Source organism: Micromonospora hortensis, from assembly GCF_022230935.1.
GTDB lineage: Bacteria > Actinomycetota > Actinomycetes > Mycobacteriales > Micromonosporaceae > Micromonospora > Micromonospora hortensis.
Genome location: NZ_JAKKFE010000040.1, coordinates 84,429 through 104,551 on the forward strand (window position 1 = coordinate 84,429; position 20,123 = coordinate 104,551).

Sequence of the window (20,123 nt, forward strand, 5' to 3'; positions counted from 1 at the left end):
GTCAGTCCTGCAACTGCCGGCGCAGCGTCACCTCGGTGCCCTCAGCGGTACGCCGCACCGACAGTTCGCCCAGCGCCCTGATCAGGTCCAGGCCGCGACCCCGGAAGCCGGAGCCGGTCGACTCCCGCCACTGCCCGCTGTCGCGCACTGTGGCCGTCACCGTCCGATCCTCGATGGCCACCTCCACACTGATCATGGCCTCGGCCGGGTGGACCGGGTGTTCGATGGCGTTGGCGGCGGCCTCGGAGACGGCGACCGTCAGGTCGAACAGGTCGGTCTCGCCGACGGAGTGCGCGACCAGGAAGTCCTCCAGCCGCTTCCGGAGCACGCTGAGCCGGGTCGGGTCCGCCGGTAGCCGCAGCGCGAAGCGGTTCAGTTCTGCCGCCTCCAGGGCGAGCACCGCCACGTCGTCGCGGCGCGGCCGTCCGGTGACCCGCTCCACGACGGCGTCGATCAGGTCCACCACGTGCTCACTCGGGGTGGCCGCGTCGATGCGCAGCTGGGCCAGTGAGGCATCGATGCCGATCTGACGGTCCTCGATCAGCCCGTCGGTGTAGAGCAGCAGTCGAGTGCCGGCCGGCAACTCGCCCACGACCGACTCGTACGTCGCGTTGGGGAGGGCGCCGACCGGTGGACCGAGCGCCCGGTCGTGCAGGAACGCCACGTCGCCTCCCGTGATCAACAGTGGGGACGGGTGACCGGCGCTCGCGTACCGCAGCCGACCGGTGCGGGGGTTGAACAGCAGACAGACCACTGTCGCGAAGGAGCGGCCCTCGGTGGAGCCGACCAGCCGGTTGAGCCGGGTCAGCGATTCACCCGGATCGAAGCCCTCCAGCACGTACGCCCGCAGCGCGTTGCGCAGCTGCCCCATCGCCGCGGCGGCCCGGACGCCCTTACCGACCACGTCGCCGATGACCAGCACCAGCTCATCGCCGTTCAACGCGATGGCGTCGTACCAGTCGCCGCCGACCTCGACGTCGGCGCTGCCGGGCAGGTAACGGCTGGCCACCACCGCGCCGGGCAGTTGGGGCAGCGACCGGGGCAGCAGGCTGTGCTGCAGCGTGGTGGCGATGCGGTGTTCGGCTTCGTAGAGCTGGGCGTTCTCCAGTCGCACCCCGACGAGCCGGGCCAACTGGGTCAACGCGGCGTCGTCGGCCTGCGCCTCGTCGCCGGCCGCCCGCCAGACCTGCAGCTCACCGAGCTGCTTCCCGGTCGTGCCGGTCAGCTCGGCCACGAAGGACGGGTCGGCGGCGGTGGTGCCGCCGCCATCCGCCTCGAAGCGCGTCTCGGCCGCGGTGACCACCACCCGAGCGGCCTCGGCGAGAGTCAACGCGTGCCGGGCGGCGACCTGGAGCACGTCGGCGGTGGATCGGGCGGTGTTCACCGCCACCGCCGCGTCGGCCAGCGCCCGGAGCCGGCGGATGATCTGCCCGCGCAGCTGGCCCAGCTCGACGTTGGCCCGGACCCGGGCGATCAACTCCTGCGCGGAGAACGGCTTGGTGAGGTAGTCGTCGGCGCCGACGGCGAGCCCGGCAACGGCCTCCGCGGAGCCGGCGCGGGCGGAGAGCAGCACGATCGGCACATGCCGGGTACGCGAGTCCGCGCGCAGCGCGCTCACCAGCCCGAACCCGTCCAGCCGCGGCATCATCACGTCGGTGAGCACCAGGTCGAATCCGCCCTCGCGGGCCAGCGGCAGGGCATCGAGCCCGTCGTTCGCGGTGACCACGTCCCAGGTCGGGGAGAGCAGCCGACTGACGTGCTCCTGCAGGTCGGCGTTGTCGTCGACGACCAGGATCCGGCCAGCCGAGGTGCCCTTCACCGGCTGCCGGTCCAGCTCGGGTGTCGACGCGACGCCGGCCCACAGCGCGGTCTCCGCAACGAAGAGCCGGGCCTGCTCGGGCTCACCCACGGGCAGCGGGTCGAACGCCGCCACCCGGTCCGCCGGCAGGTGCGCCGAGCCGAACGGGACGGTCACAGTGAAGGTGCTGCCCACGTCGACAGTGCTGGTCACCCCGACCCCACCGCCGTGCATCTCGACAAGTTCCCGGACCAGCGCGAGGCCGATGCCGGTGCCCTCGTGGGTGCGTGCCCGCACCCCGGGCACCCGGTGGAACCGTTCGAAGACGTGCGGCAGCTCGTCCGGCACGATGCCGACGCCGGTGTCCGTTACCTCCAGCCGGGCCGCGCCCTCGACGGCCCGGATCCGCACCCGGATCTCGCCGTCGAAGGTGAACTTGACCGCGTTCGACACCAGGTTGAGGACGATCTTCTCCCACATGTCCCGGTCGACGAAGACCGGCGTCGGCAGCGGTGGGCAGTCCACCACCAGTCGCAAGCCGGCCCGGTCGGTGGCCGAGCGGAAGGTGCTGGCCAGGCGGGCGGTGTAACCGGCGAGGTCGGTGGGCTGGTATCGGGCGGCGAGCCGACCGGACTCCAGTCGGGAGAAGTCCAGGACGGTGTTGACCAGCTTGAGCAGGCGCAGCGCGTTGCGGTGCATCATGGTGAGCCGGTCGGTTTCGGTGGCGGGCAGCTCCGGGTCGGCCAGCATGTCCTCCAGCGGGCCGAGCACCAGGGTCAGCGGGGTACGGAACTCGTGGCTGACGTTGGCGAAGAAGTTGGTCTTCGCCCGGTCCAGCGCGGCCAACTCGGCGGCGCGGGCCCGTTCCTGCTCGTACGCCCGCTGGGTGCCGACCGCCCGGGAGATCTGGGCGGCGACCAGGCCGAGGAAGTCGCGGTAGTCGTCGCTGAGCGGCAGCTGACGGGCCACGCCGACGACCAGCGCGCCGACCGTCTGGTTGCTCGCCGTGAGCGGCAGCACGAGGGCGTGGTCGGCGGCGTCGACAGGCGACGCGTCGAGCAGAGCGGCCACCTCGATCGTGGCGGGCGCGTCATCGTCGGTCAGCCGGGCCACCAGCCGTGCTGTGACATCGGCGGCGGGCGGGGTGGTACCGGTGCAGCCGGCCAGGGTGAGCTGGTCGTTGTCGTCAGCCAGATAGATCAGGGCGAACGGCACGTCGGGCCGGTGCCGGCCGAGCACCCCGGCGGCGGTCCGACCCAGTTCCGTGGCGCTGCCGATGTCGCTCAGCTCGGCACCCAGCTCGGACAACGCTCGCAGCCGACGCTCGCCGAGCACCCGCCCGGTGGTCTCGCTGACGATGCAGTAGACGCCACTGACCGCGCCGTCGTCCCCCCGGATCGGGTCGTACGAGACGTTGAAGTACGTCTGCTCGACGAAGCCGTAACGGTCCAGCAGAAAGGGATGGTCCTCGCCCCGATAGGAGCGGCCGGTGCTCCGGACGCTGTCGAGCAGCGGGCCGAGCACCGCCCAGGTCTCGGCCCAGTTCGTGGGGGCCGGTTGGCCGATCACGTCCGGGTGTTTGCCGCCGATGGTCGGCCGGTAGGCGTCGTTGTAGAAGGCCAACTGCTCGTCGCCCCAGAACATGACGATCGGCGCGCTGGAAGCGAGCATCATGCCGACCGCGTTGGAGAGCGCCGGGGGCCATTGATGGGGCTCACCCAGCGGGCCGGAGGACCAGTCGAAGGAGGCCAGTCGCTCGCCCATCTCACCGCCGGCCGCGAACGCGGCCGCCAGCATCGGCGGGGTCTCGCGACCGGACAGGGCGGGATGCCCGATGTCCGCGCCCCCCTGGGCCGAGCTCATGCAGCCTCCCGCTCCGGCCGTACCCCTCGACCGTTGATCTTCACCCGCCGTGCTCCGACTTGTACCCCAGCGGACCAGCAACGTAACGCATCACGACAGATGGACGCTGGTTACGTACGCGTGAGCGGTCGGGCACCGGACAGTGCGGGTGGACGGAGGCGTCGAACGGCGGTGGCCGGAACGCTCTGACGAGTCAGAAGACCGGCAGCCCGTCAATGCTTGCCGCGTTCTTGGTGGCCCGGTAGGTGACCAGATCATCGGCGCTGCGGCGGGAGTGTGAGGTGAGTAACAGATCACGTTCGGCCCGGAAGTCCATCAGTGGCACCGCGTATCCGCAGGAGTCACTGACCCGCTCCACCTCGACAGTGATGACCGCCCGCACGGCGTGCACGTCCGGAGGCGCGGGAAACTCGGCGAGCCGATCGGCGAAGGCGTCCTCGGTGACCGCGACGCTGCTGCCCCGACCGTGCAACCGGACGATCTTCGGCGGGCCGTCGAAGGCGCAGAACATCAGCGTGATCCGGCCGTTGTCCCGCAGGTGGGCGATGGTCTCCGCCCCACTGCCGTGATAGTCGAGGTAGGCCACCCGGTGCGGGCCAAGGATCACGAAGGTGCCCCGCATGCCCTTCGGTGACACGTTGACGTGCCCCTCGACCCCGGACGGGGCGGTCGCCACGAAGAAGAGTGGCTGGGCCACTATGAAGTCACGCAGTCGAGCATCGACCTCCGGATAAACCTTGCCCATGCGCCGATCCTCCCACCGGTGCCGTCGACGGGCGGGGGCGATCCCCGTCACACCCGCCGGCCGGCGGCCTGCACCAACGCCGTGATCGGGGCGGGATCCGACTCGTTCTCCGGATGCCACTGCACCCCGAGCACGAACGGCAGGGCCGGATCCTCCACCGCCTCGACCACGCCGTCCCCCGCCCAACCGGTCACCGTGAGCCGGCCCGGATCGGCGACCGCCTGGTGGTGGTACGAGTTGACCTGGTCGACCCCGGCCAGCACCGTGGCGGCCAGGCTGCCCGGTGTGAACCGCACAGCGTGCGCCCCGTACACCCCGGGCGCGGGGCGGTGCGCCTCGTGACCCACCACGTCGGGCAGGTGCTGGTGCAACGTGCCGCCGTACGCGACAGCCAGCAACTGCATGCCCCGACACACGCCCAGCACCGGCACCTCGGCGGCGAGCGCGGCGGCCAACAACGTCAACTCGCCGGCGTCCCGGTCCGGCCGGTCCTCGGTACGGGGGTCGGGTGGCTGGCCGTACCGCTCCGGGCCGACGTCCGCGCCACCTGCCAACAGCAACCCGTCGAGGACGGCCACCACGTCCGCGTCCACGTCGTCCGGAGGCAGGACCACCGCCCGGCCACCCGCTGCCGTCACCGCCCGCGAGTACGCCTCCGGCACCAGCACCGCCCGCACACCCCGCCAGACCGCCCAGTCGGCGGGTTCGACGTACGCGCTGACCCCGATCAGCGGCCTCCTCCTCATAGAGGAGTGACGTAGGCGCCAGTGATGCCGCCGTCGACCACGAACTGCGCGGCGGTCATGAACGAGGCGTCGTCGCTGGCCAGGAACGCCACCGCGGCGGCGATCTCCTCCGGTTGCCCGAAGCGACCCATCGGCACGTGCACCAGCCGACGGGCGGCCCGCTCCGGGTCGGCGGCGAAGAGCTCCAGCAGCAACGGGGTGGCCACCGGGCCGGGGCAGAGGGCGTTGACCCGGATGCCCTCACGGGCGAACTGCACACCCAACTCCCTTGTCATCGCCAGCACCCCGCCCTTGCTCGCGGTGTACGCGATCTGCGACGTGGCCGCACCCATCAACGCCACGAACGAGGCGGTGTTGATGATCGAGCCCTTGCCCTGCCGACGCATGTGCGGAATCGCGTACTTGCAGCACAGGTAGACGCTCGTGGTGTTGACCCGCAACACCCGCTCCCACGCGTCCAGGCCGGTGTCGAGGATGGAGTCGTCGTCCGGTGGTGAGATGCCGGCGTTGTTGAACGCGACGTCCACCCGGCCGTGCCGGTCGGCAACCCCGTCGAACAGGTCGCGTACCGCCGACTCGTCGGCCACGTCGGTGGCCACGAACTCGCCGCCGCACTCCTCGGCGGCCTTCGTGCCGGCCGCCGCGTCGATGTCCACGCAGACCACCCGGGCCCCCTCGGCGGCGAACCGCCGCACGGTGGCCAACCCGATGCCACTGCCCGCTCCGGTGACCACTGCCACCCGGTCCTGCAACCGACCCTGCACTGGCGTCACTCCTCCGTCGCGATGAACACGTTCTTGACGTCCGTGAAGGAGTGCAACGCGTCCGGGCCCAGCTCGCGGCCGAGCCCGGAGCGCTTCATCCCGCCGAACGGGGTCCAGTAGCGCACCGAGGAGTGCGAGTTGACGCTGAGGTTGCCCGAGTCGACGGCGCGGGCCAGGCGCAGGGCCCGACCCACGTCCCGGGTCCAGATCGAGCCGGAGAGGCCGTACTCGGTGTCGTTGGCGAGCCGGACCGCGTCCGCCTCGTCGTCGAACGGCAGCACCGAGACCACCGGGCCGAAGATCTCCTCCCGCCAGTGCCGGTCGGCCGGCGATTCGGCCAGCAGCACGGTGGGCGCGTGCCAGAACCCGGGGCCGTCGGGGCAGGAGCCGGTGAAGGCGACGGTCGCCCCGGCGAGGTAGCCGGCTACCCGCTCCCGTTGGGCGGCGGAGATCAGCGGGCCCATCTCGGCGGTGTCGCGGGACGGGTCCTCGACGCGCACCGCGCGTACCGCCGGTTCGAGCAGTTCCAGGAACCGGTCGTACACCGGACGCTGGACCAGGATCCGCGACCGTGCGCAGCAGTCCTGGCCGGCGTTGTCGAAGACCGCGCCCGGCGCGGTCGCGGCGGCGCGCTCCAGGTCGGCGTCGGCGAACACGATGTTCGCGCTCTTGCCACCCAACTCCAGGGTGAGTCGCTTCACCTGCACGGCGCAGCCGGCCATGATCCGGGTGCCGACCTCGGTGGAGCCGGTGAAGCAGATCTTGCGGACCGCCGGGTGGGTGACGAACCGCTCCCCCACCACCGAGCCCTCGCCCGGGATGACGGTGAAGACGCCGTCCGGCAGGCCGGCCTCGCGGGCCAACTCGGCAAGGCGCAGGGCGGTGAGTGGGGTCAGTTCGGCGGGCTTGAGCACCACCGTGTTGCCGGCGGCGAGCGCCGGGACGAAGCCCCAGGCGGCGATCGGCATCGGGAAGTTCCAGGGCACGATCACGCCAACCACACCGAGTGGCTCGTGGAAGGTGACGTCCAGGCCGCCGGGCACCGGGATCTGCCGCCCGGTCAACCGCTCGGGCGCGCCGGCGTAGTAGTCCAGGACGTCGCGGACGTTGCCCGCCTCCCACCGGGCGTTGCCGACGGTGTGCCCCGAGTTGCGCACCTCCAGCGCTGCCAACTCGTCCAGATGCGCGTCGACCACCGCGGCGAACCGCCGCAGCAACCGAGCCCGGTCCCCCGCCCCCACGAGACGCCAGGTCTCGAATGTGGCAGCCGCCCGCGAGATGGCCGCGTCAACCTCGTCCACCGAGGCCGCGGCAACCTCCCGAAACCCGACCCCGCGAGCCGGGTCCACCAATACCGTCACACCGCCACCCCCATCCTCACCTGGTCAGAGGCGTTCGAAGCCACGGGTCAGCTCCCAGTCCGTCACCGCGGCGTCGAAAGCGGCCAGCTCGACCCTCGCCTGGTTGGCGTAGTGGGCCACCACCTCAGGGCCGAACGCCTCCCGGGCCACAGTGGAGTCCTCCCAGAGGGCCAGGGCGTCGCGCAGGGTGCCGGGGACCCGCTCGGCCTCCGGGTCGTCGTACGCGTTACCGGTGCACTCCGCGCCCAACTCCAGCTCGCCGTCGATGCCGTGCAGCGCCCCGGCGACCAGCCCGGCGATCGCCAGGTACGGGTTGACGTCAGCGCCGGGGACCCGGTTCTCCACGCGCATGCCCTGCCCGTGCCCGACCACCCGCAGCGCGCAGGTGCGGTTGTCGACACCCCAGCGCAGCGCCGTCGGGGCGAACGACCCCGGCTGGTAGCGCTTGTAGGAGTTGATGTTCGGGGCGAAGAGCAGGCTGAACTCCCGCATGGTGGCCAGCAGCCCGGCGAGCACCCGCTGCCCGGTCTGCGACAGGTGCGCCGGTCCGTCACCGAGCATCGCCGACGAGCCGGAGGAGTCCCGAAGCGAAAAGTGGATGTGGCAGGAGTTGCCCTCCCGCTCGTTCGGCTTGGCCATGAAGGTGATCGCCATCCCCTCCTGGGCGGCGATCTCCTTGGCGCCGTTCTTGTAGATCACGTGGTGGTCGGCGCAGGCCACCGCCTCGTCGTACCGGAACGCGATCTCGTGCTGCCCGAGGTTGCACTCGCCCTTGGCGCTCTCCGGGGTGAGCCCCGCGGCGGCCATCTCGACGCGGATGCGGCGCAGCAGCGGCTCCACCCGGGCGGTGCCGAGCAGCGAGTAGTCGACGTTGTACTGGTTGGCCGGGGTGAGGTCGCGGTAGCCACGCTGCCAGGCGTCCTCGTACGAGTCGCGGAACAGCACGAACTCCAACTCGGTGCCGGCGTACGCGGTCAGCCCGTGCTCGGCCAGCCGGTCCAGCTGCCGGCGCAGGATCTGCCGGGGCGAGGCGACCACGTCACCGGACCCGTCGAGCCAGGTCAGGTCGGCCAGCAGCAGGGCTGACCCGGGCTGCCAGGGCACCCGGCGCAACGTGGCGAAGTCCGGCACCATCGCGAAGTCGCCGTAGCCGCGTTCCCAACTCGACATCGCGTATCCGTCGACGGTGTTCATGTCGACGTCCACGGCGAGCAGGTAGTTGCAGCCCTCGCTGCCGTTTGTCACCACCTGGTCGAGGAAGAAGGGCGCGTGGAACCGCTTGCCCTGCAACCGGCCCTGCATGTCGACGAGGGCCAGCACCACGGTGTCGATCTCGCCCTCGGTCACGGCGACCCGCAGTTGTTCCAGCGTGAGCGGAGCTTTCCTCATTCGCGGGCCTCCATCACCAAGGTCTACTGGCAAACCGGATCACCGTCAATGCCCCCGGCGGCACGTGCGGCAAACCCGACCGTCGGCCGGCGGGACGGCAGCACCGCCCGTCCCGCCGGGTGCCGATCAGGTCGGGCCGTCGGCCGGCGCCGGGTCGGCCGCCACAGCGGGTTCCTCGACGGTACGAACCGGGCCGGTGAACCACGTGCGGGCCGAGGCGTACCACCAGACGGCGACCACCAGGAGCACCCCGCCGACGGCGAGCGGCGCGTAGTTCACCGCCGACCAGGTGAACCCTTCGTTGCCGGGCACCCCGGCGGGCACGATGGGCAGCACGAAGTAGACGGCGATGATCGCGATCTCGATCACCGCGATCCAGCCGAGCAGCTTGTACTTGCGGCCCAGCGTCCATGGCCCGGGGACGAACCGGTCGCCCATCCGCAGCCGGAGCGCGATCGGGATGAGGAACGACAGGTAGAGCCCGAGCACCGCGACGGAGACGACAGCGTAGAACGCGATCGGGATGCCGGCGGAGCTCTCGTACAGCGCCGGCAGGGTCAGCACCAGGCCAGCCAGTGTGGCGCCGATGATCGCGTTGACCGGGGTGCCGTTGCGGTCGACAGTCGACCACAGGCGCCATCCCGGTACGGCACGGTCCCGGCTGAACGCGTACGCCATCCGGCTCATCGAGGTCACGCAGCTCATGCCGCAGAAGAACTGGCCGATGGTCGAGATGATGATGACGATCTTGAAGAAGACCGGGGTCAGCGCCGACTCGAAGATGGCACCGGAGAAGCCGCCCGCGGCGTTGACCGCCTCGACGTCGGTGGCCGCGAAGAGGAACGCCAGCAGCAGGATCCAGCCACCGACCGCCGAGTAGAAGATCGACTGCCAGAGTCCGCGGGCGGCGGCCTGCGAGGCGCCCCGGGTCTCCTCGGAGACGTGCGCGCAGGCGTCGAAGCCGGTGATCGTGTACTGCGTCAGCAGGAAGCCCAGCGGCAGCACGTAGAACCAGAACGTGAGCCCGCCGACGTCCCCGTCGCCGAAGCCGGAGTTGTTGAACCGCTCGGTGAACACGAACTGGAAGCTCTGGTGGTTGTCGGGCACGAAGACCAGGATGGCCACCACGACGGCCGCGCCGGCCACGTGCCACCAGACCGAGACGTTCTGGAGTACATCGATGATCCGGTGCCCGAAGATGTTGATCAGCCCGTGCAGCACCAGGATGATCACGAAGAGGACGAACGCCTGACGCAGCGTCCCGGCCCAGCCGTCGAAGAGCGCCGACAGGGTGAGGTTGAGGAACGTCGCACAGCCGTAGTCCACCGAGGCGGTGACCGCCACCAGGCCGATCAGGTTCAGCCAGCCGGTGAACCAGCCGTGCACCGGGCGGCCCATGGTGGCCGCCCACCAGTAGATCCCACCCGCTGTCGGGTACGCCGACACCAACTCCGCCATGCAGAAGCCGATGATCAGGATGAACAGCGAGATCAGCGGCCAGCCCCAGGAGATGGCGACCGGCCCGCCGTTGTTCCACGCCTGACCGAACGTGGTGAAACAGCCGGCCAGGATCGAGATGATCGAGAAGGAGATGGCGAAGTTGGAGAAGCCGCTCCACTTACGGCGCAACTCCTGTTTGTAGCCGAGTTCGGCGAGCCGCCGGGCGTCGTCGTCCATCGGTTGCTCGGCGGTCGGCACGGGCGTCGTGGCCACTGCACACCTCCCTGAGGTGGTTCCGCGTGCGAGTGGGCAAAGTGTCGACCCGGCCGATCAAGGCGGTCAATACGTAGTCGGTGGGAACCTCACCGCCGTCGGGCTAATTGCGTTGCCGACCGGCTGCCCCGGCCGGCATCCTGGACCAGTGACCAGGCCCGACAAGGGCCCACCCCGGGCGCTCGGACCGCCCGACCCGGTGGCGCGGGGCACGCCTCTCTCTCACGTACGGCCACTCCGCCGTACCCGAAAAGTGCCCCGCGCCCCACAAACCCACCCCACCCCACCCCGCCCCACCCCGCCCCGCCCCGCCCCGCCGATCTTGCACTTTCGGTTGTCGAGATCGGCGTTGATGCCCCTTATGTCGGGACAGCAAGTGCAAGATCGCGGAGCAAGGACGGACCGGGACGGGCCGGGCCGGTCAGGTCAGGAGGAGCCCGGCTACCCAGAGGGCGGCGACGAGCAGACCGGCCAGGAACTCCACAAGCATCGACAGGCCGGCGGCCTTCAGGGCCTGCACCGTGGACGGCCAGGCGAGCTGGTTACTGCCCAGCCGCAGCCGTTCGGCCGCCCACACCCCGGCGACGAAGCCGAGCACCAGGCCGACGACCGGCACCACGAAGAACCCGATGATGCCCAGCACCCCACCGGCGAGCAGCGTGGACGTCGGCACACCGGTGCGCTTCAGGTTCCGGCCCGGCCACGCGTACTTGATTACGGCGCCACCCCCGGCGACCAGCGTGGCGGCGGCGAACACCGCCCAACCACCCAGGCCGGCGCCACCGAAGACCGCCCACAGCAGCACGCCACCCCAGCACAGCGGCAGCGCCGGCAGACCGGGCACCACCACACCGGCCAACCCGGCCAGGATGGCCAGCCCGGCCACCACTGTCACCGCCGTCTGCGAGTCCGTCAGATCCACGCCGCCATCCTCCGTCGCCACCCTCCGGACCGGACCGGCCCCCGCTCACGCCGGCACTCCGCTTCGCCGCGTGCCGTAGCCTCGCGCCACGCCGCCGTGCCTGGTGATTCGCTCGCTGCGCTCGCTCACGCCAGCACTCCGCCGCGCAGCCGGGCGGTGATCACGTCGGCCGGGGCGGGCGCACCGAAGTATCGGCCCTGCCCGGTGTCGCAGCGCAGCGCCCGCAGCCGTTCCGCCTGCACGCCGGTCTCCACCGCCTCGGCCGTTACCCACAACTCCAGGGCGTGCGCCAACCGGACCAACGCGTCGACGATCCGTTCGTCGCGGTGGTCGGCCGCCACGTCGGTCCCGTCCGCGCGGATGCCCTCGACGAACGGACCGGCGAGCTTCAGGCAGTGGATCGGCAGCCGGCGCAGGTACGCCAGGTTGGAGTACCCGGTGCCGAAATCGTCCACAGCCAGCCGGACGCCGAGCGCGGCGAGCCGGTGCAGGCTGCGCAGGGGTTCACCGGCACTGCCCATCACGGCGCTCTCGGTCAGCTCCAGTTGAAGCAACTCCGCCGGCAGCCCGCTGGTCTGCAACGCGTCAGCGACGGTGTCCACGATGGCCGGTTCGTCGGCCTGCCGGGCGGCCAGGTTGACGCTGACCACCAGCCTGGCGTCCGGGAACTCCCGCCACCACCGCTCGGCGTCCTCGCAGGCCTGCCGCAGCACCCACTCGCCGAGCCGGACGATCAGACCGGTCTCCTCGGCCAGGCCGATGAACCGGTCGGGCCCGATCAACCCCAGCTCCGGATGCTCCCAACGGACCAGCGCCTCCACCGCGAGCATGGTGCCCTCCAGCAGCGACACGATCGGTTGGTAGTGCAGCACGAACTCGCCCCGCTCCAGTGCTGCGGGCAGCCCGGCGACCAGCGCCGAGCGGGCGATGTCCCGGGCGCCGCGTTCCGGGTCGTAGACCGCCCACCGGCCCCGGCCCGCCGCCTTGGCCCAGTAGAGCGTGGTGTCCGCGGCCTTCATCAGCTCCGACGCGGTGGTCTCCGAGGCCGGACACTGCACGATGCCCACACTGGCCGAGACGGCCAACTGGTGCTCACCGACGTGGACCGGAGCCGCGACGGCGGCCAGCGCGGCCTGCGCGACAGCGACCGGGTCGTCGGTGTCGTCCCCTCCGTCGACGAGGATCACGAACTCGTCGCCCCCCATCCGGGCGACCAGGTGGCCGTGGTCGGCCACGCACGCGGCCAGCCGCCGGCCGATCATCACGAGCAGCCGGTCACCGAGGTCGTGGCCGAGACTGTCGTTGATCGCCTTGAAGCCGTCCAGGTCGAGGAAGCACACCCCGACGCGTTGCCCGGCGTCAGCGGTGTCGAGCACCCGTCCCAACGTCTCGAAGAACAGCGTCCGGTTGGGTAGCCCGGTCAGCGGGTCGTGCAGCGCCTGGAAGCGCAGCCGCTGCTGGAGTTCGTACCGCTCGGTGATGTCCTCGATCATCGCGACGGTGAATCGCGGCCGGCCATCGTGTCGGATCAGCGAGACGGCGAGATCCGTCCAGACCACTGTGCCGTCCTTGCGGTGGTAGCGCTTCTCCACCCGGGCGGCGTCGTGCTTTCCCTCGATCAGCTCCTGGTAGAGCTCCCACATCCCGGCGGCGTCGTCGGCGTGGAACAGCGCCGACACGTTGATCTCGCGCAACTCCTCGATCGAGTAGCCGAGCATGTCGGCGAACGCCTGGTTGACGTCGATGATCCGGCCGTCCACGCCGGCGATCCCGATCCCGATCGCGGCGCCGGTGAACACCGCCCGGAACCGTGCCTCGCTCTCGCGCAGCGCCTGCTCGACCTCGTCGCGCGCCTGCCAGGCCGACCGGGCGATCCGCTCCTGCTGGCTGAAGGTGCGGTCGCGCAGCGCCCGGGCGAACCCGGCGGCCAGCCCGCCCTGCACCGCCGCGATCCGGTCGGCGAGGTCGGCCGGCCGGTCACCGTCGCACAGCACCCGACGCCCGAAGGTCGCGCCGAGCGCGTGCAGCGTCCACTCCAGGGCCTGCGGCTCGGTGAGGTGCGCCTCCACCAGAGCCCGCCCGACCTCCTCGGCCGGGTGGGCGCTGAACGGCTCCGCCCGTACCGCCTGGGCCAGCCGGATCGTCTGCGCCAGCAGCAGCCGCTCGGTCTCGGCCACGCTGAGCGGCACGAAACCGAGCCGACGCACCGCGCGGGCCCAGTCGGCGGCGTACCCCTGGGCGTCCGCCCGACCGTTGACGACCCCGGTGGGGTCCCGGCCGGCGACGACCGCGGCGGGGCCCCGACCGGAATCGACCCCGGCGGGGTCCGGGACGGCGGCCACGGGATCAGCCGGCGGGCTGGTCGTACCGGGCGACGCCCCCGAAGGCGCCGAACCGCTCCGGGTGCTCGTCCACGTCGGACGGTGAGTCCGGGCGCCAGAGCGGCATGTGCACCACGCCCGGTTCCAGTACGGTCCAGTCGCCGAAGAAGCCGGTGACCTGAGCGCGGGAGCGCAGGGTGATCTCGGTGGCGGTGCGGGCGGAGAGGCGCTGGGCGTCCAGCATCTCCTGCGGCTGGTCCTCGAAGGTGGAGTGGGAGACGACCAGGAAGCTGGCCGGCGCGGCAGCGGCCCGCAGCGTGGCCAGGATCGCCTCGGGCCGGTCGGCGTCCGGGATGAAGTGCACCACCCCGGCCAGCAGGATCCCCATCGGACGACCGAAGTCGATCAGCCCGAGCTGTCGGGTCTCGGCGAGGATCCGCTCCGGCTCACGCAGGTCGGCGTGGATGACACCGGTCAGCTCGTTGCCAGCCAGCAACTCCCGGCTGTGCGCGACAGCCACCGGGTCGATGTCGACGTACACCACGCGGGCCTTGGGGTTCACCGCCTGCGCCACCTCGTGCACGTTGCCCACCGTGGGAATTCCGGAGCCGATGTCGAGGAACTGGTCGATGCCGGCGTCGAGCAGCACCCGGACGGCCCGGCGCAGGAACTCCCGACCGGAGCGCATGGTGGCGGCGAGATTCGGGGTCATGCTGGCGATCTGCTCCGCCAACTGCCTGTCGATCTCGAAGTTGTGTGCCCCACCCAGAAAGTAGTCGTACACCCGGGCCGCGCTCGGCCTGGTCAGATCGATCTCGGTCGGCAGTCCGTCCGGCATCAGCGTGCTCCCCAGTTCATCGCCGCGGCGCGGGACGGCACCGGCGTCGGGGCGCGCAGCGGGCACGCGTGGGCACCGGTCGACCCGCGGGTCGTGTGGTGTGGACCACTCTAGGCGGCTGACTCCAGCAACAGCGAGATGCCTTGACCAACGCCGATGCACATGGTGGCCAGAGCCCGACGGCCGCCGCGACGGCGTAGCTCCAGGGCGGCGGTCAACGCCAGCCGCGCGCCGCTGGCACCGAGCGGGTGCCCCAGCGCGATGGCCCCACCGTTCGGGTTGACGTGGTCGGCGTCCACCGGCAGCCCCAGCTCACGCAACACCGCCACGGACTGCGCGGCGAACGCCTCGTTCAACTCCACCACGTCCACAGCGCCCATCTCGACGCCGACGCGGTCGAGCAGCTTGCGGGTGGCCGGCACCGGGCCGATCCCCATGATCCGGGGTGGCACACCGGCCGCCGCCGCGCCGACGATCCGGGCCAGCGGGGTCAGGCCGTACCGGGCGACCGCCGCCTCGCTGGCCACCAGCAACGCGACAGCGCCGTCGTTGACACCCGAGGAGTTGCCGGCGGTCACAGTGCCGCCGTCGCGGAACGGGGTGGGCAGCGCGGCCAACTTCGCGAGCGTGGTCTCCCGGGGGTGCTCGTCGACCTCGACCAGCCGGGTCTCCCGACGACCGGCCGGCACCGACACCGCCACGATCTCCTCGGCGAACCGGCCGTCGGCCTGCGCCTTGGCCGCACGCTGCTGCGACCGGTACGCGAAGGCGTCCTGCTCGGCGCGGCTCACGCCGTACTCGGCGGCCACGTTCTCCGCCGTCTCCGGCATCGAGTCGACCCCCCACCCGTCACGCATCAACGGGTTCACCAGCCGCCAGCCCAGTGTGGTGTCGTACACCTCGGCCGAGCGGGAGTACGCCGACGTGGCCTTCGGCATGACGAACGGCGCCCGGCTCATGCTCTCCACCCCGCCGGCGATCACCAGTTCCGCGTCCCCGGCGACGATGGACCGGGCGGCGGTGGCGAGCGCGTCCAGGCCGGAACCGCAGAGCCGGTTGACGGTGCTGCCCGGCACCTCCTCGGGCAGGCCGGCCAGCAGCGCCGCCATCCGGGCCACGTTGCGGTTGTCCTCGCCGGCCTGGTTGGCGCAGCCAAGCACGACGTCGTCGACTCGTGCCCAGTCCACCGAGGGGTGGCGGGCGACCAGTTCCCGGATCACGTGCGCGGCCAGGTCGTCGGGGCGGACGCCGGCCAGCGCGCCCGCGTACCGGCCGATCGGGGTGCGGACACCGGCCACCAGGTATGCCACGGTCATCGCGAGTCCTTAGGGGGTGCAGACGGCGGGGGTGGGGCACGCCCACCGGGTCACGAGGGCTGCCGGCCGCCAGGATATCCGCGCGGGCAGCGGATAGGTTGACGGCATGGCCCGGGCCCAGTTCAGCGCAGAGACCAGCGGCGGTGGCGCGTTCGTCCGCCAGCCGAACCGGTTCACCGGTCGGGTCACCGCCGACTCCACCTCGCCGCCCGGCGGCGGCCCGGACGAGCAGGACCGCTGGCCGCTGGAGGCCGGCCGGTACCGGCTGGTCTGGTGCCGGGCCTGCCCCTGGGCGCACCGGGCGAGGATCGTGCGTGGCCTGCTCGGGCTGGACGACGCGATCTCGCTGGGCACCGTCGACCCGATCCGGGACGAGCGGGGCTGGGCGTTCGCCCTCGACCCGGACGGCTTCGACCCGGTGCTCGGCGTGAGCTTCCTCTCCGAGGCGTATCTGGCCACCGACCCGGACTACACCGGCCGGGTGACAGTGCCGGCGCTCGTCGACACAGTGACCGGCCGGGTGGTCACCAACGACTATCCGCAGCTCACCCTCGACTTCTCCACGCAGTGGCGGTCGCTACACCGTGCGGGCGCGCCGGACCTCTACCCGGAGGCGCTGCGCCCGGAGATGGACGCGCTGATGGCCGAGATCCACATCGACGTGAACAACGGCGTCTACCGGTGCGGGTTCGCCACCTCCCAGCAGGCGTACGACGAGGCGTTCCGGGCGCTCTTCGCCCGGCTGGACGCGCTCTCCGAGCGGCTGTCCGGGCAGCGCTACCTGATGGGCGACGCGATCACCGAGGCGGACGTGCGGCTGTTCACCACGCTGGTCCGCTTCGACGCCGCGTACCACGGGCACTTCAGGTGCAACCGCGACAAGCTGACCGAGATGCCCGTGCTCTGGGCGTACGCGCGGGACCTGTTCCAGACGCCGGGCTTCGGCGAGACGGTGGACTTCGACCACATCAAGCGGCACTACTACGGCACGCACCGGGAGATCAATCCCAGCGGCATCGTGCCACTCGGGCCGGACGAGTCCGGCTGGAGCACGCCGCACGGGCGTGGCTGAACCGGGTCGGCCGGCCGCCCCGACGGTGCCGAGGGCCCGCGGCGAGGTCGCCCGCCGGGTCGCCGGGTCCGCGGCGGCCGGCTGCACGCTGGCCGGTGCGGTGGCGGTGACGCTCGCCGTGGTCGCCGGTCCCGGTTCAGGGCTCACCGGGTACGTCAGCGAGGCGGGCATCGCCGGCAGCGCCCACGCCGCGACGTACCGGATCGGGATCCTGGCCCTTGCCGGCGCGTTGCTGCTGATCGGCGCGGCGCTGCCCCCCGGGGTGTGGGCGGCGGCCCCGGCGCTGCTCGCCACCGGGGCCGTGTTCACCGCCGTGTCCGGGGCGGTGACCTGTTCCGGTGGCTGCCCGTTGCCGCCGTTCGAGCGCGCGACGACGGCGGACCTGGTGCACGGCGGCGCCAGCATCGCGGCGACCGCCGCTGTGGTCTTCGCCATGATCACGCTGGCCGTTTCCGGGTCGGCCGGCCGGACGGTGCGTCGGCTGGCCGGCGTCGCGGCCGTGCTGGCCCTGCCGCTCTGTGCCACGGTGGGGCTGGCGATGTTGGTGATCGGTCGAGGCCCGGTGGTGGGGGTGCTGGAGCGGCTGATCCTCGCCCTCGCGGTGCTGTGGGGTCTGGGCACCGCCTCCGCGCTGGCCCTCTGTAAGGAGCCTCACGCTGTCCGGTCCTTCCAATGAGCGGGAATCGGCGTATCGTCGGCCAGCGATGACCAACGTCTGGGGCCTCACTGTCCGCCTGTATGTCGATCTCCGACTGCAGGCCAGTGGCATCTGTCCGGGCTAGCCGCGTTCCTACGCCTGCCCCGATCGGACCAGACAATTGGATACATCCTCATGCCCTTCAGCCTGCGCAAAATCCCCTTCTCCGTGCAGATCCTGCTCGGCCTCGTGCTCGGCGTCGCGCTGGGCTTCGTTGCCCGCAGCAACGACCTGAGCTGGCTGACCAGCACCCTGCACACAGTCGGTAGCCTCTTCGTCCAACTACTCAAACTGGCCGTGCCGCCGCTGGTCTTCACCGCCATCGTGGTCAGCGTGGTCAGCCTGCGCGGCGTCGCCAACGCCGCCCGGCTCGCCGTCAAGACCCTGCTGTGGTTCGGCATCACCGCGCTGATCGCGGTGAGCATCGGCATCGGCCTCGGCCTGCTCACCAACCCGGGCAAGGGCGTGACCCTCGACCTGGGCGGCGCGGCGCCGCCGAAGAACACCGGCTCGTGGACCGACTTCCTCACCGGCATCGTGCCCACCAACCCGGTCGGCGCGTTCGTCGAGGGCAACGTCCTCCAGATCGTCTTCCTCGCCGTCGTCATCGGTGCCGCTGCCCTGCTGGTCGGCGACGCCGCCGAACCGTTCGTGGCGCTGAACCGCTCCCTGCTGGAGATCGTCCAGAAGGCGCTCTGGTGGGTCATCCGGCTCGCCCCGATCGGCACCCTCGGCCTGATCGGCAACGCCGTCGCCTCGTACGGCTGGGACCTGCTGGCCCCCCTCGCGAAGTTCACCACAGCCGTCTACGTCGGCTGCGCCATCGTGCTCTTCGTGGTCTACCCGCTGGTGCTGATCCTGGCCGGCCGCCTCAACCCGCTGCGCTTCTTCGCCGGCGCCTGGCCGGCGATCGAGCTGGCCTTCGTGTCCCGCTCCTCGGTCGGCACCATGCCGGTGACGCAGCGCTCCGTCGAGCGGCTCGGCGTGCCCCGCGAGTACGCCTCGTTCGCGGTGCCCTTCGGCGCCACCACGAAGATGGACGGTTGCGCCGCCATCTACCCGGCCCTCGCCGCGATCTTCGTGGCCCAGGTGTTCGGTGTGCAGCTCGGCATCGGCGACTACCTGCTGATCGCCTTCGTCTCGGTGGTCGGCTCGGCGGCCACCGCCGGTCTGACGGGCGCGATCGTGATGCTCACCCTGACCCTCAGCACGCTGGGCCTGCCGCTGGCCGGCGCCGGCCTGCTGCTGGCCATCGACCCGATCCTGGACATGATCCGCACCGCCACCAACGTCGCGGGGCAGGCGCTGGTGCCGACGGTGGTCGCCGCCCGCGAGGGCACTCTCGACCGCGCCGCGTACGAGTCCGCCGGCCGGCGTGACCTGACCGACCCGGAGCCGGTCGCCGACACCCGGCCCGAGCTCAGCCCTGTTCCTGCCTGACCGATTCACCAGCACGGCGACGGGCCCCTCTCCCCGGGGGCCCGTCGCCGTGTCGGAGAGGATGACCCCATGAGTTCCCTGTTCACTCCCCTGGCCCTGCGCGGGGTCACGGTGCCCAACCGGATCGCCATGGCACCGATGTGCCAGTACTCCGCCGGCCCCGACGGCCTGCCCACCGACTGGCACCTGATCCACCTCGGCAGCCGCGCGGTCGGCGGTGCCGGCCTGGTGCTGACCGAGGCGACCGCCGTACTCCCCGAGGGCCGGATCAGCCCACAGGACACCGGCCTCTGGTCCGGTGCGCACGTCGACGCCTGGCGACCGGTGACCGCGTTCGTCGCCGCCCACGGCGCGGTGCCGGCCGTGCAGCTCGCGCACGCCGGCTTCAAGGCCTCCACCTACCGGCCGTGGGCACCCGAGCGCGGTGGCGTGCCGGACGCCGAGGGCGGTTGGACGCCCGTCGCACCCGGCTCGGAGCCCTTCACCGCCGGCTACCGGACGCCGACCAGCCTCGACGAGGCCGGCATCGCCGGTGTGGTCGAGGCGTTCGCGGCCGGAGCCGTTCGCGCCCTGGACGCCGGCTTCGCCGCCGTGGAGATCCACGCCGCCCACGGTTACCTGCTCAACGAGTTCCTCTCGCCGCTGACCAACCACCGCGCCGACTCCTACGGCGGCGACCGCGCGGCCCGGATGCGGCTGACCCTGGAGGTGGCCCGCGCGGTGCGCGCCGCTGTCGGCGAGGACGTGCCGGTGCTGACCCGGATCTCCGCCACCGACTGGGTCGAGGGCGGCTGGACGATCGAGGACAGCGTGGTGCTCGCCGGTGAGCTGGCCGGCGTCGGCGTCGACCTCGTCGACGCGTCCTCCGGTGGGGTGAGCACTGACCAGCGCATCCCGCTCGGCCCGGGTTACCAGGTGCCGCTGGCCGCCCAGATCCGCCGCGAGGCCGGCGTGCCGACCGGCGCGGTGGGCCTCATCGTGGAGCCCGAGCACGCCGAGCAGATCGTCGCCAGCGGCGAGGCCGACCTGGTGCTGCTGGGTCGGGAGTTGCTGCGCGACCCGTACTGGCCGCGCCGGGCGGCCGCGAAGCTCGGCGTCGCGTACTCCGGCCCCGCCCAGTACGCCCGCGCCTCCTGAT

15 protein-coding genes are annotated in these 20,123 nt (G+C 71.7%); 4 read left to right on the forward strand and 11 right to left on the reverse strand.

The window, feature by feature from the left end; all coding sequences use genetic code 11:
• Position 1 precedes the first annotated feature (1 nt).
• From NIE111_RS25405 to pcaF, 11 genes are all read right to left on the reverse strand, one after another.
• Positions 2-3,661 carry a SpoIIE family protein phosphatase gene (locus NIE111_RS25405; RefSeq protein WP_238686841.1) on the reverse strand — a complete coding sequence of 1,220 codons (3,660 nt, stop codon included), beginning with the start codon at positions 3,659-3,661 and terminating at the stop codon, positions 2-4.
• Positions 3,662-3,854: 193 nt separating this feature from the next.
• A complete protein-coding gene (locus NIE111_RS25410) occupies positions 3,855-4,406 on the reverse strand; it encodes a pyridoxamine 5'-phosphate oxidase family protein (RefSeq protein WP_238686842.1) in 552 nt (183 codons plus the stop codon).
• A 47-nt stretch (positions 4,407-4,453) separates the two neighbouring features.
• The gene (locus NIE111_RS25415) at positions 4,454-5,152 is read right to left on the reverse strand and encodes a gamma-glutamyl-gamma-aminobutyrate hydrolase family protein (RefSeq protein WP_238686843.1); all 699 of its coding nucleotides are present in this window, start codon (positions 5,150-5,152) and stop codon (positions 4,454-4,456) included.
• A complete protein-coding gene (locus NIE111_RS25420) occupies positions 5,149-5,916 on the reverse strand; it encodes a 3-oxoacyl-ACP reductase (RefSeq protein ID WP_238686844.1) in 768 nt (255 codons plus the stop codon). The genes NIE111_RS25415 and NIE111_RS25420 overlap by 4 nt, the downstream gene beginning before the upstream one ends.
• 5 nt (positions 5,917-5,921) lie before the next feature.
• Positions 5,922-7,268 carry an aldehyde dehydrogenase family protein gene (locus NIE111_RS25425; protein ID WP_274531668.1) on the reverse strand — a complete coding sequence of 449 codons (1,347 nt, stop codon included), beginning with the start codon at positions 7,266-7,268 and terminating at the stop codon, positions 5,922-5,924.
• A gap of 33 nt (positions 7,269-7,301) precedes the next feature.
• Positions 7,302-8,666, reverse strand: coding sequence for a glutamine synthetase family protein (locus tag NIE111_RS25430; RefSeq protein WP_238686846.1), 1,365 nt, complete (start codon positions 8,664-8,666; stop codon positions 7,302-7,304).
• 126 nt (positions 8,667-8,792) lie between these two features.
• On the reverse strand, positions 8,793-10,379 hold the full coding sequence (locus tag NIE111_RS25435) for an amino acid permease (protein ID WP_238686847.1): 1,587 nt from the start codon (positions 10,377-10,379) through the stop codon (positions 8,793-8,795).
• Positions 10,380-10,800: 421 nt separating this feature from the next.
• Positions 10,801-11,301, reverse strand: a complete 501-nt coding sequence (locus tag NIE111_RS25440) for a DUF456 domain-containing protein (protein WP_112638544.1) — start codon at positions 11,299-11,301, stop codon at positions 10,801-10,803.
• A gap of 125 nt (positions 11,302-11,426) precedes the next feature.
• Positions 11,427-13,643 carry a putative bifunctional diguanylate cyclase/phosphodiesterase gene (locus NIE111_RS25445; protein WP_238686848.1) on the reverse strand — a complete coding sequence of 739 codons (2,217 nt, stop codon included), beginning with the start codon at positions 13,641-13,643 and terminating at the stop codon, positions 11,427-11,429.
• A gap of 4 nt (positions 13,644-13,647) precedes the next feature.
• Positions 13,648-14,460, reverse strand: coding sequence for an SAM-dependent methyltransferase (locus NIE111_RS25450; protein WP_238686849.1), 813 nt, complete (start codon positions 14,458-14,460; stop codon positions 13,648-13,650).
• Positions 14,461-14,570: 110 nt separating this feature from the next.
• Positions 14,571-15,776: a 3-oxoadipyl-CoA thiolase gene (pcaF, locus tag NIE111_RS25455; protein WP_238686850.1), complete on the reverse strand. Its 1,206-nt coding sequence runs from the start codon at positions 15,774-15,776 to the stop codon at positions 14,571-14,573.
• Positions 15,777-15,882: 106 nt separating this feature from the next.
• Here pcaF and NIE111_RS25460 point away from each other — a divergent pair, with 106 nt between their 5' ends.
• The 4 genes from NIE111_RS25460 to NIE111_RS25475 all read left to right on the forward strand — a co-directional run bounded on the left by NIE111_RS25460 (position 15,883) and on the right by NIE111_RS25475 (position 20,122).
• Positions 15,883-16,848 (forward strand): glutathione S-transferase family protein, encoded by a 966-nt coding sequence (locus tag NIE111_RS25460; protein ID WP_238686851.1) that lies wholly within the window; start codon positions 15,883-15,885, stop codon positions 16,846-16,848.
• Positions 16,841-17,524: a DUF998 domain-containing protein gene (locus NIE111_RS25465; protein ID WP_238686852.1), complete on the forward strand. Its 684-nt coding sequence runs from the start codon at positions 16,841-16,843 to the stop codon at positions 17,522-17,524. Before NIE111_RS25460 ends, NIE111_RS25465 begins: the two co-directional genes overlap by 8 nt.
• Positions 17,525-17,692: 168 nt before the next feature.
• Complete coding sequence (locus tag NIE111_RS25470; RefSeq protein ID WP_238686868.1) at positions 17,693-18,985, forward strand: dicarboxylate/amino acid:cation symporter; 1,293 nt, start codon at positions 17,693-17,695, stop codon at positions 18,983-18,985.
• A gap of 69 nt (positions 18,986-19,054) precedes the next feature.
• The gene (locus NIE111_RS25475) at positions 19,055-20,122 is read left to right on the forward strand and encodes an NADH:flavin oxidoreductase/NADH oxidase (RefSeq protein WP_238686853.1); all 1,068 of its coding nucleotides are present in this window, start codon (positions 19,055-19,057) and stop codon (positions 20,120-20,122) included.
• Position 20,123 lies beyond the last annotated feature (1 nt).

Excerpts from the sequence above, each read along its gene's own strand:
- NIE111_RS25405 (WP_238686841.1), bottom strand. The coding sequence starts at position 3,661 with ATGAGCTCGGCCCAGGGGGGCGCGGACATCGGGCATCCCGCCCTGTCC.
- NIE111_RS25410 (WP_238686842.1), bottom strand. The coding sequence starts at position 4,406 with ATGGGCAAGGTTTATCCGGAGGTCGATGCTCGACTGCGTGACTTCATA.
- NIE111_RS25415 (WP_238686843.1), bottom strand. The coding sequence starts at position 5,152 with ATGAGGAGGAGGCCGCTGATCGGGGTCAGCGCGTACGTCGAACCCGCC.
- NIE111_RS25430 (WP_238686846.1), bottom strand. The coding sequence starts at position 8,666 with ATGAGGAAAGCTCCGCTCACGCTGGAACAACTGCGGGTCGCCGTGACC.
- NIE111_RS25450 (WP_238686849.1), bottom strand. The coding sequence starts at position 14,460 with ATGCCGGACGGACTGCCGACCGAGATCGATCTGACCAGGCCGAGCGCG.
- pcaF (WP_238686850.1), bottom strand. The coding sequence starts at position 15,776 with ATGACCGTGGCATACCTGGTGGCCGGTGTCCGCACCCCGATCGGCCGG.
- NIE111_RS25460 (WP_238686851.1), top strand. The coding sequence starts at position 15,883 with ATGGCCCGGGCCCAGTTCAGCGCAGAGACCAGCGGCGGTGGCGCGTTC.
- NIE111_RS25475 (WP_238686853.1), top strand. The coding sequence starts at position 19,055 with ATGAGTTCCCTGTTCACTCCCCTGGCCCTGCGCGGGGTCACGGTGCCC.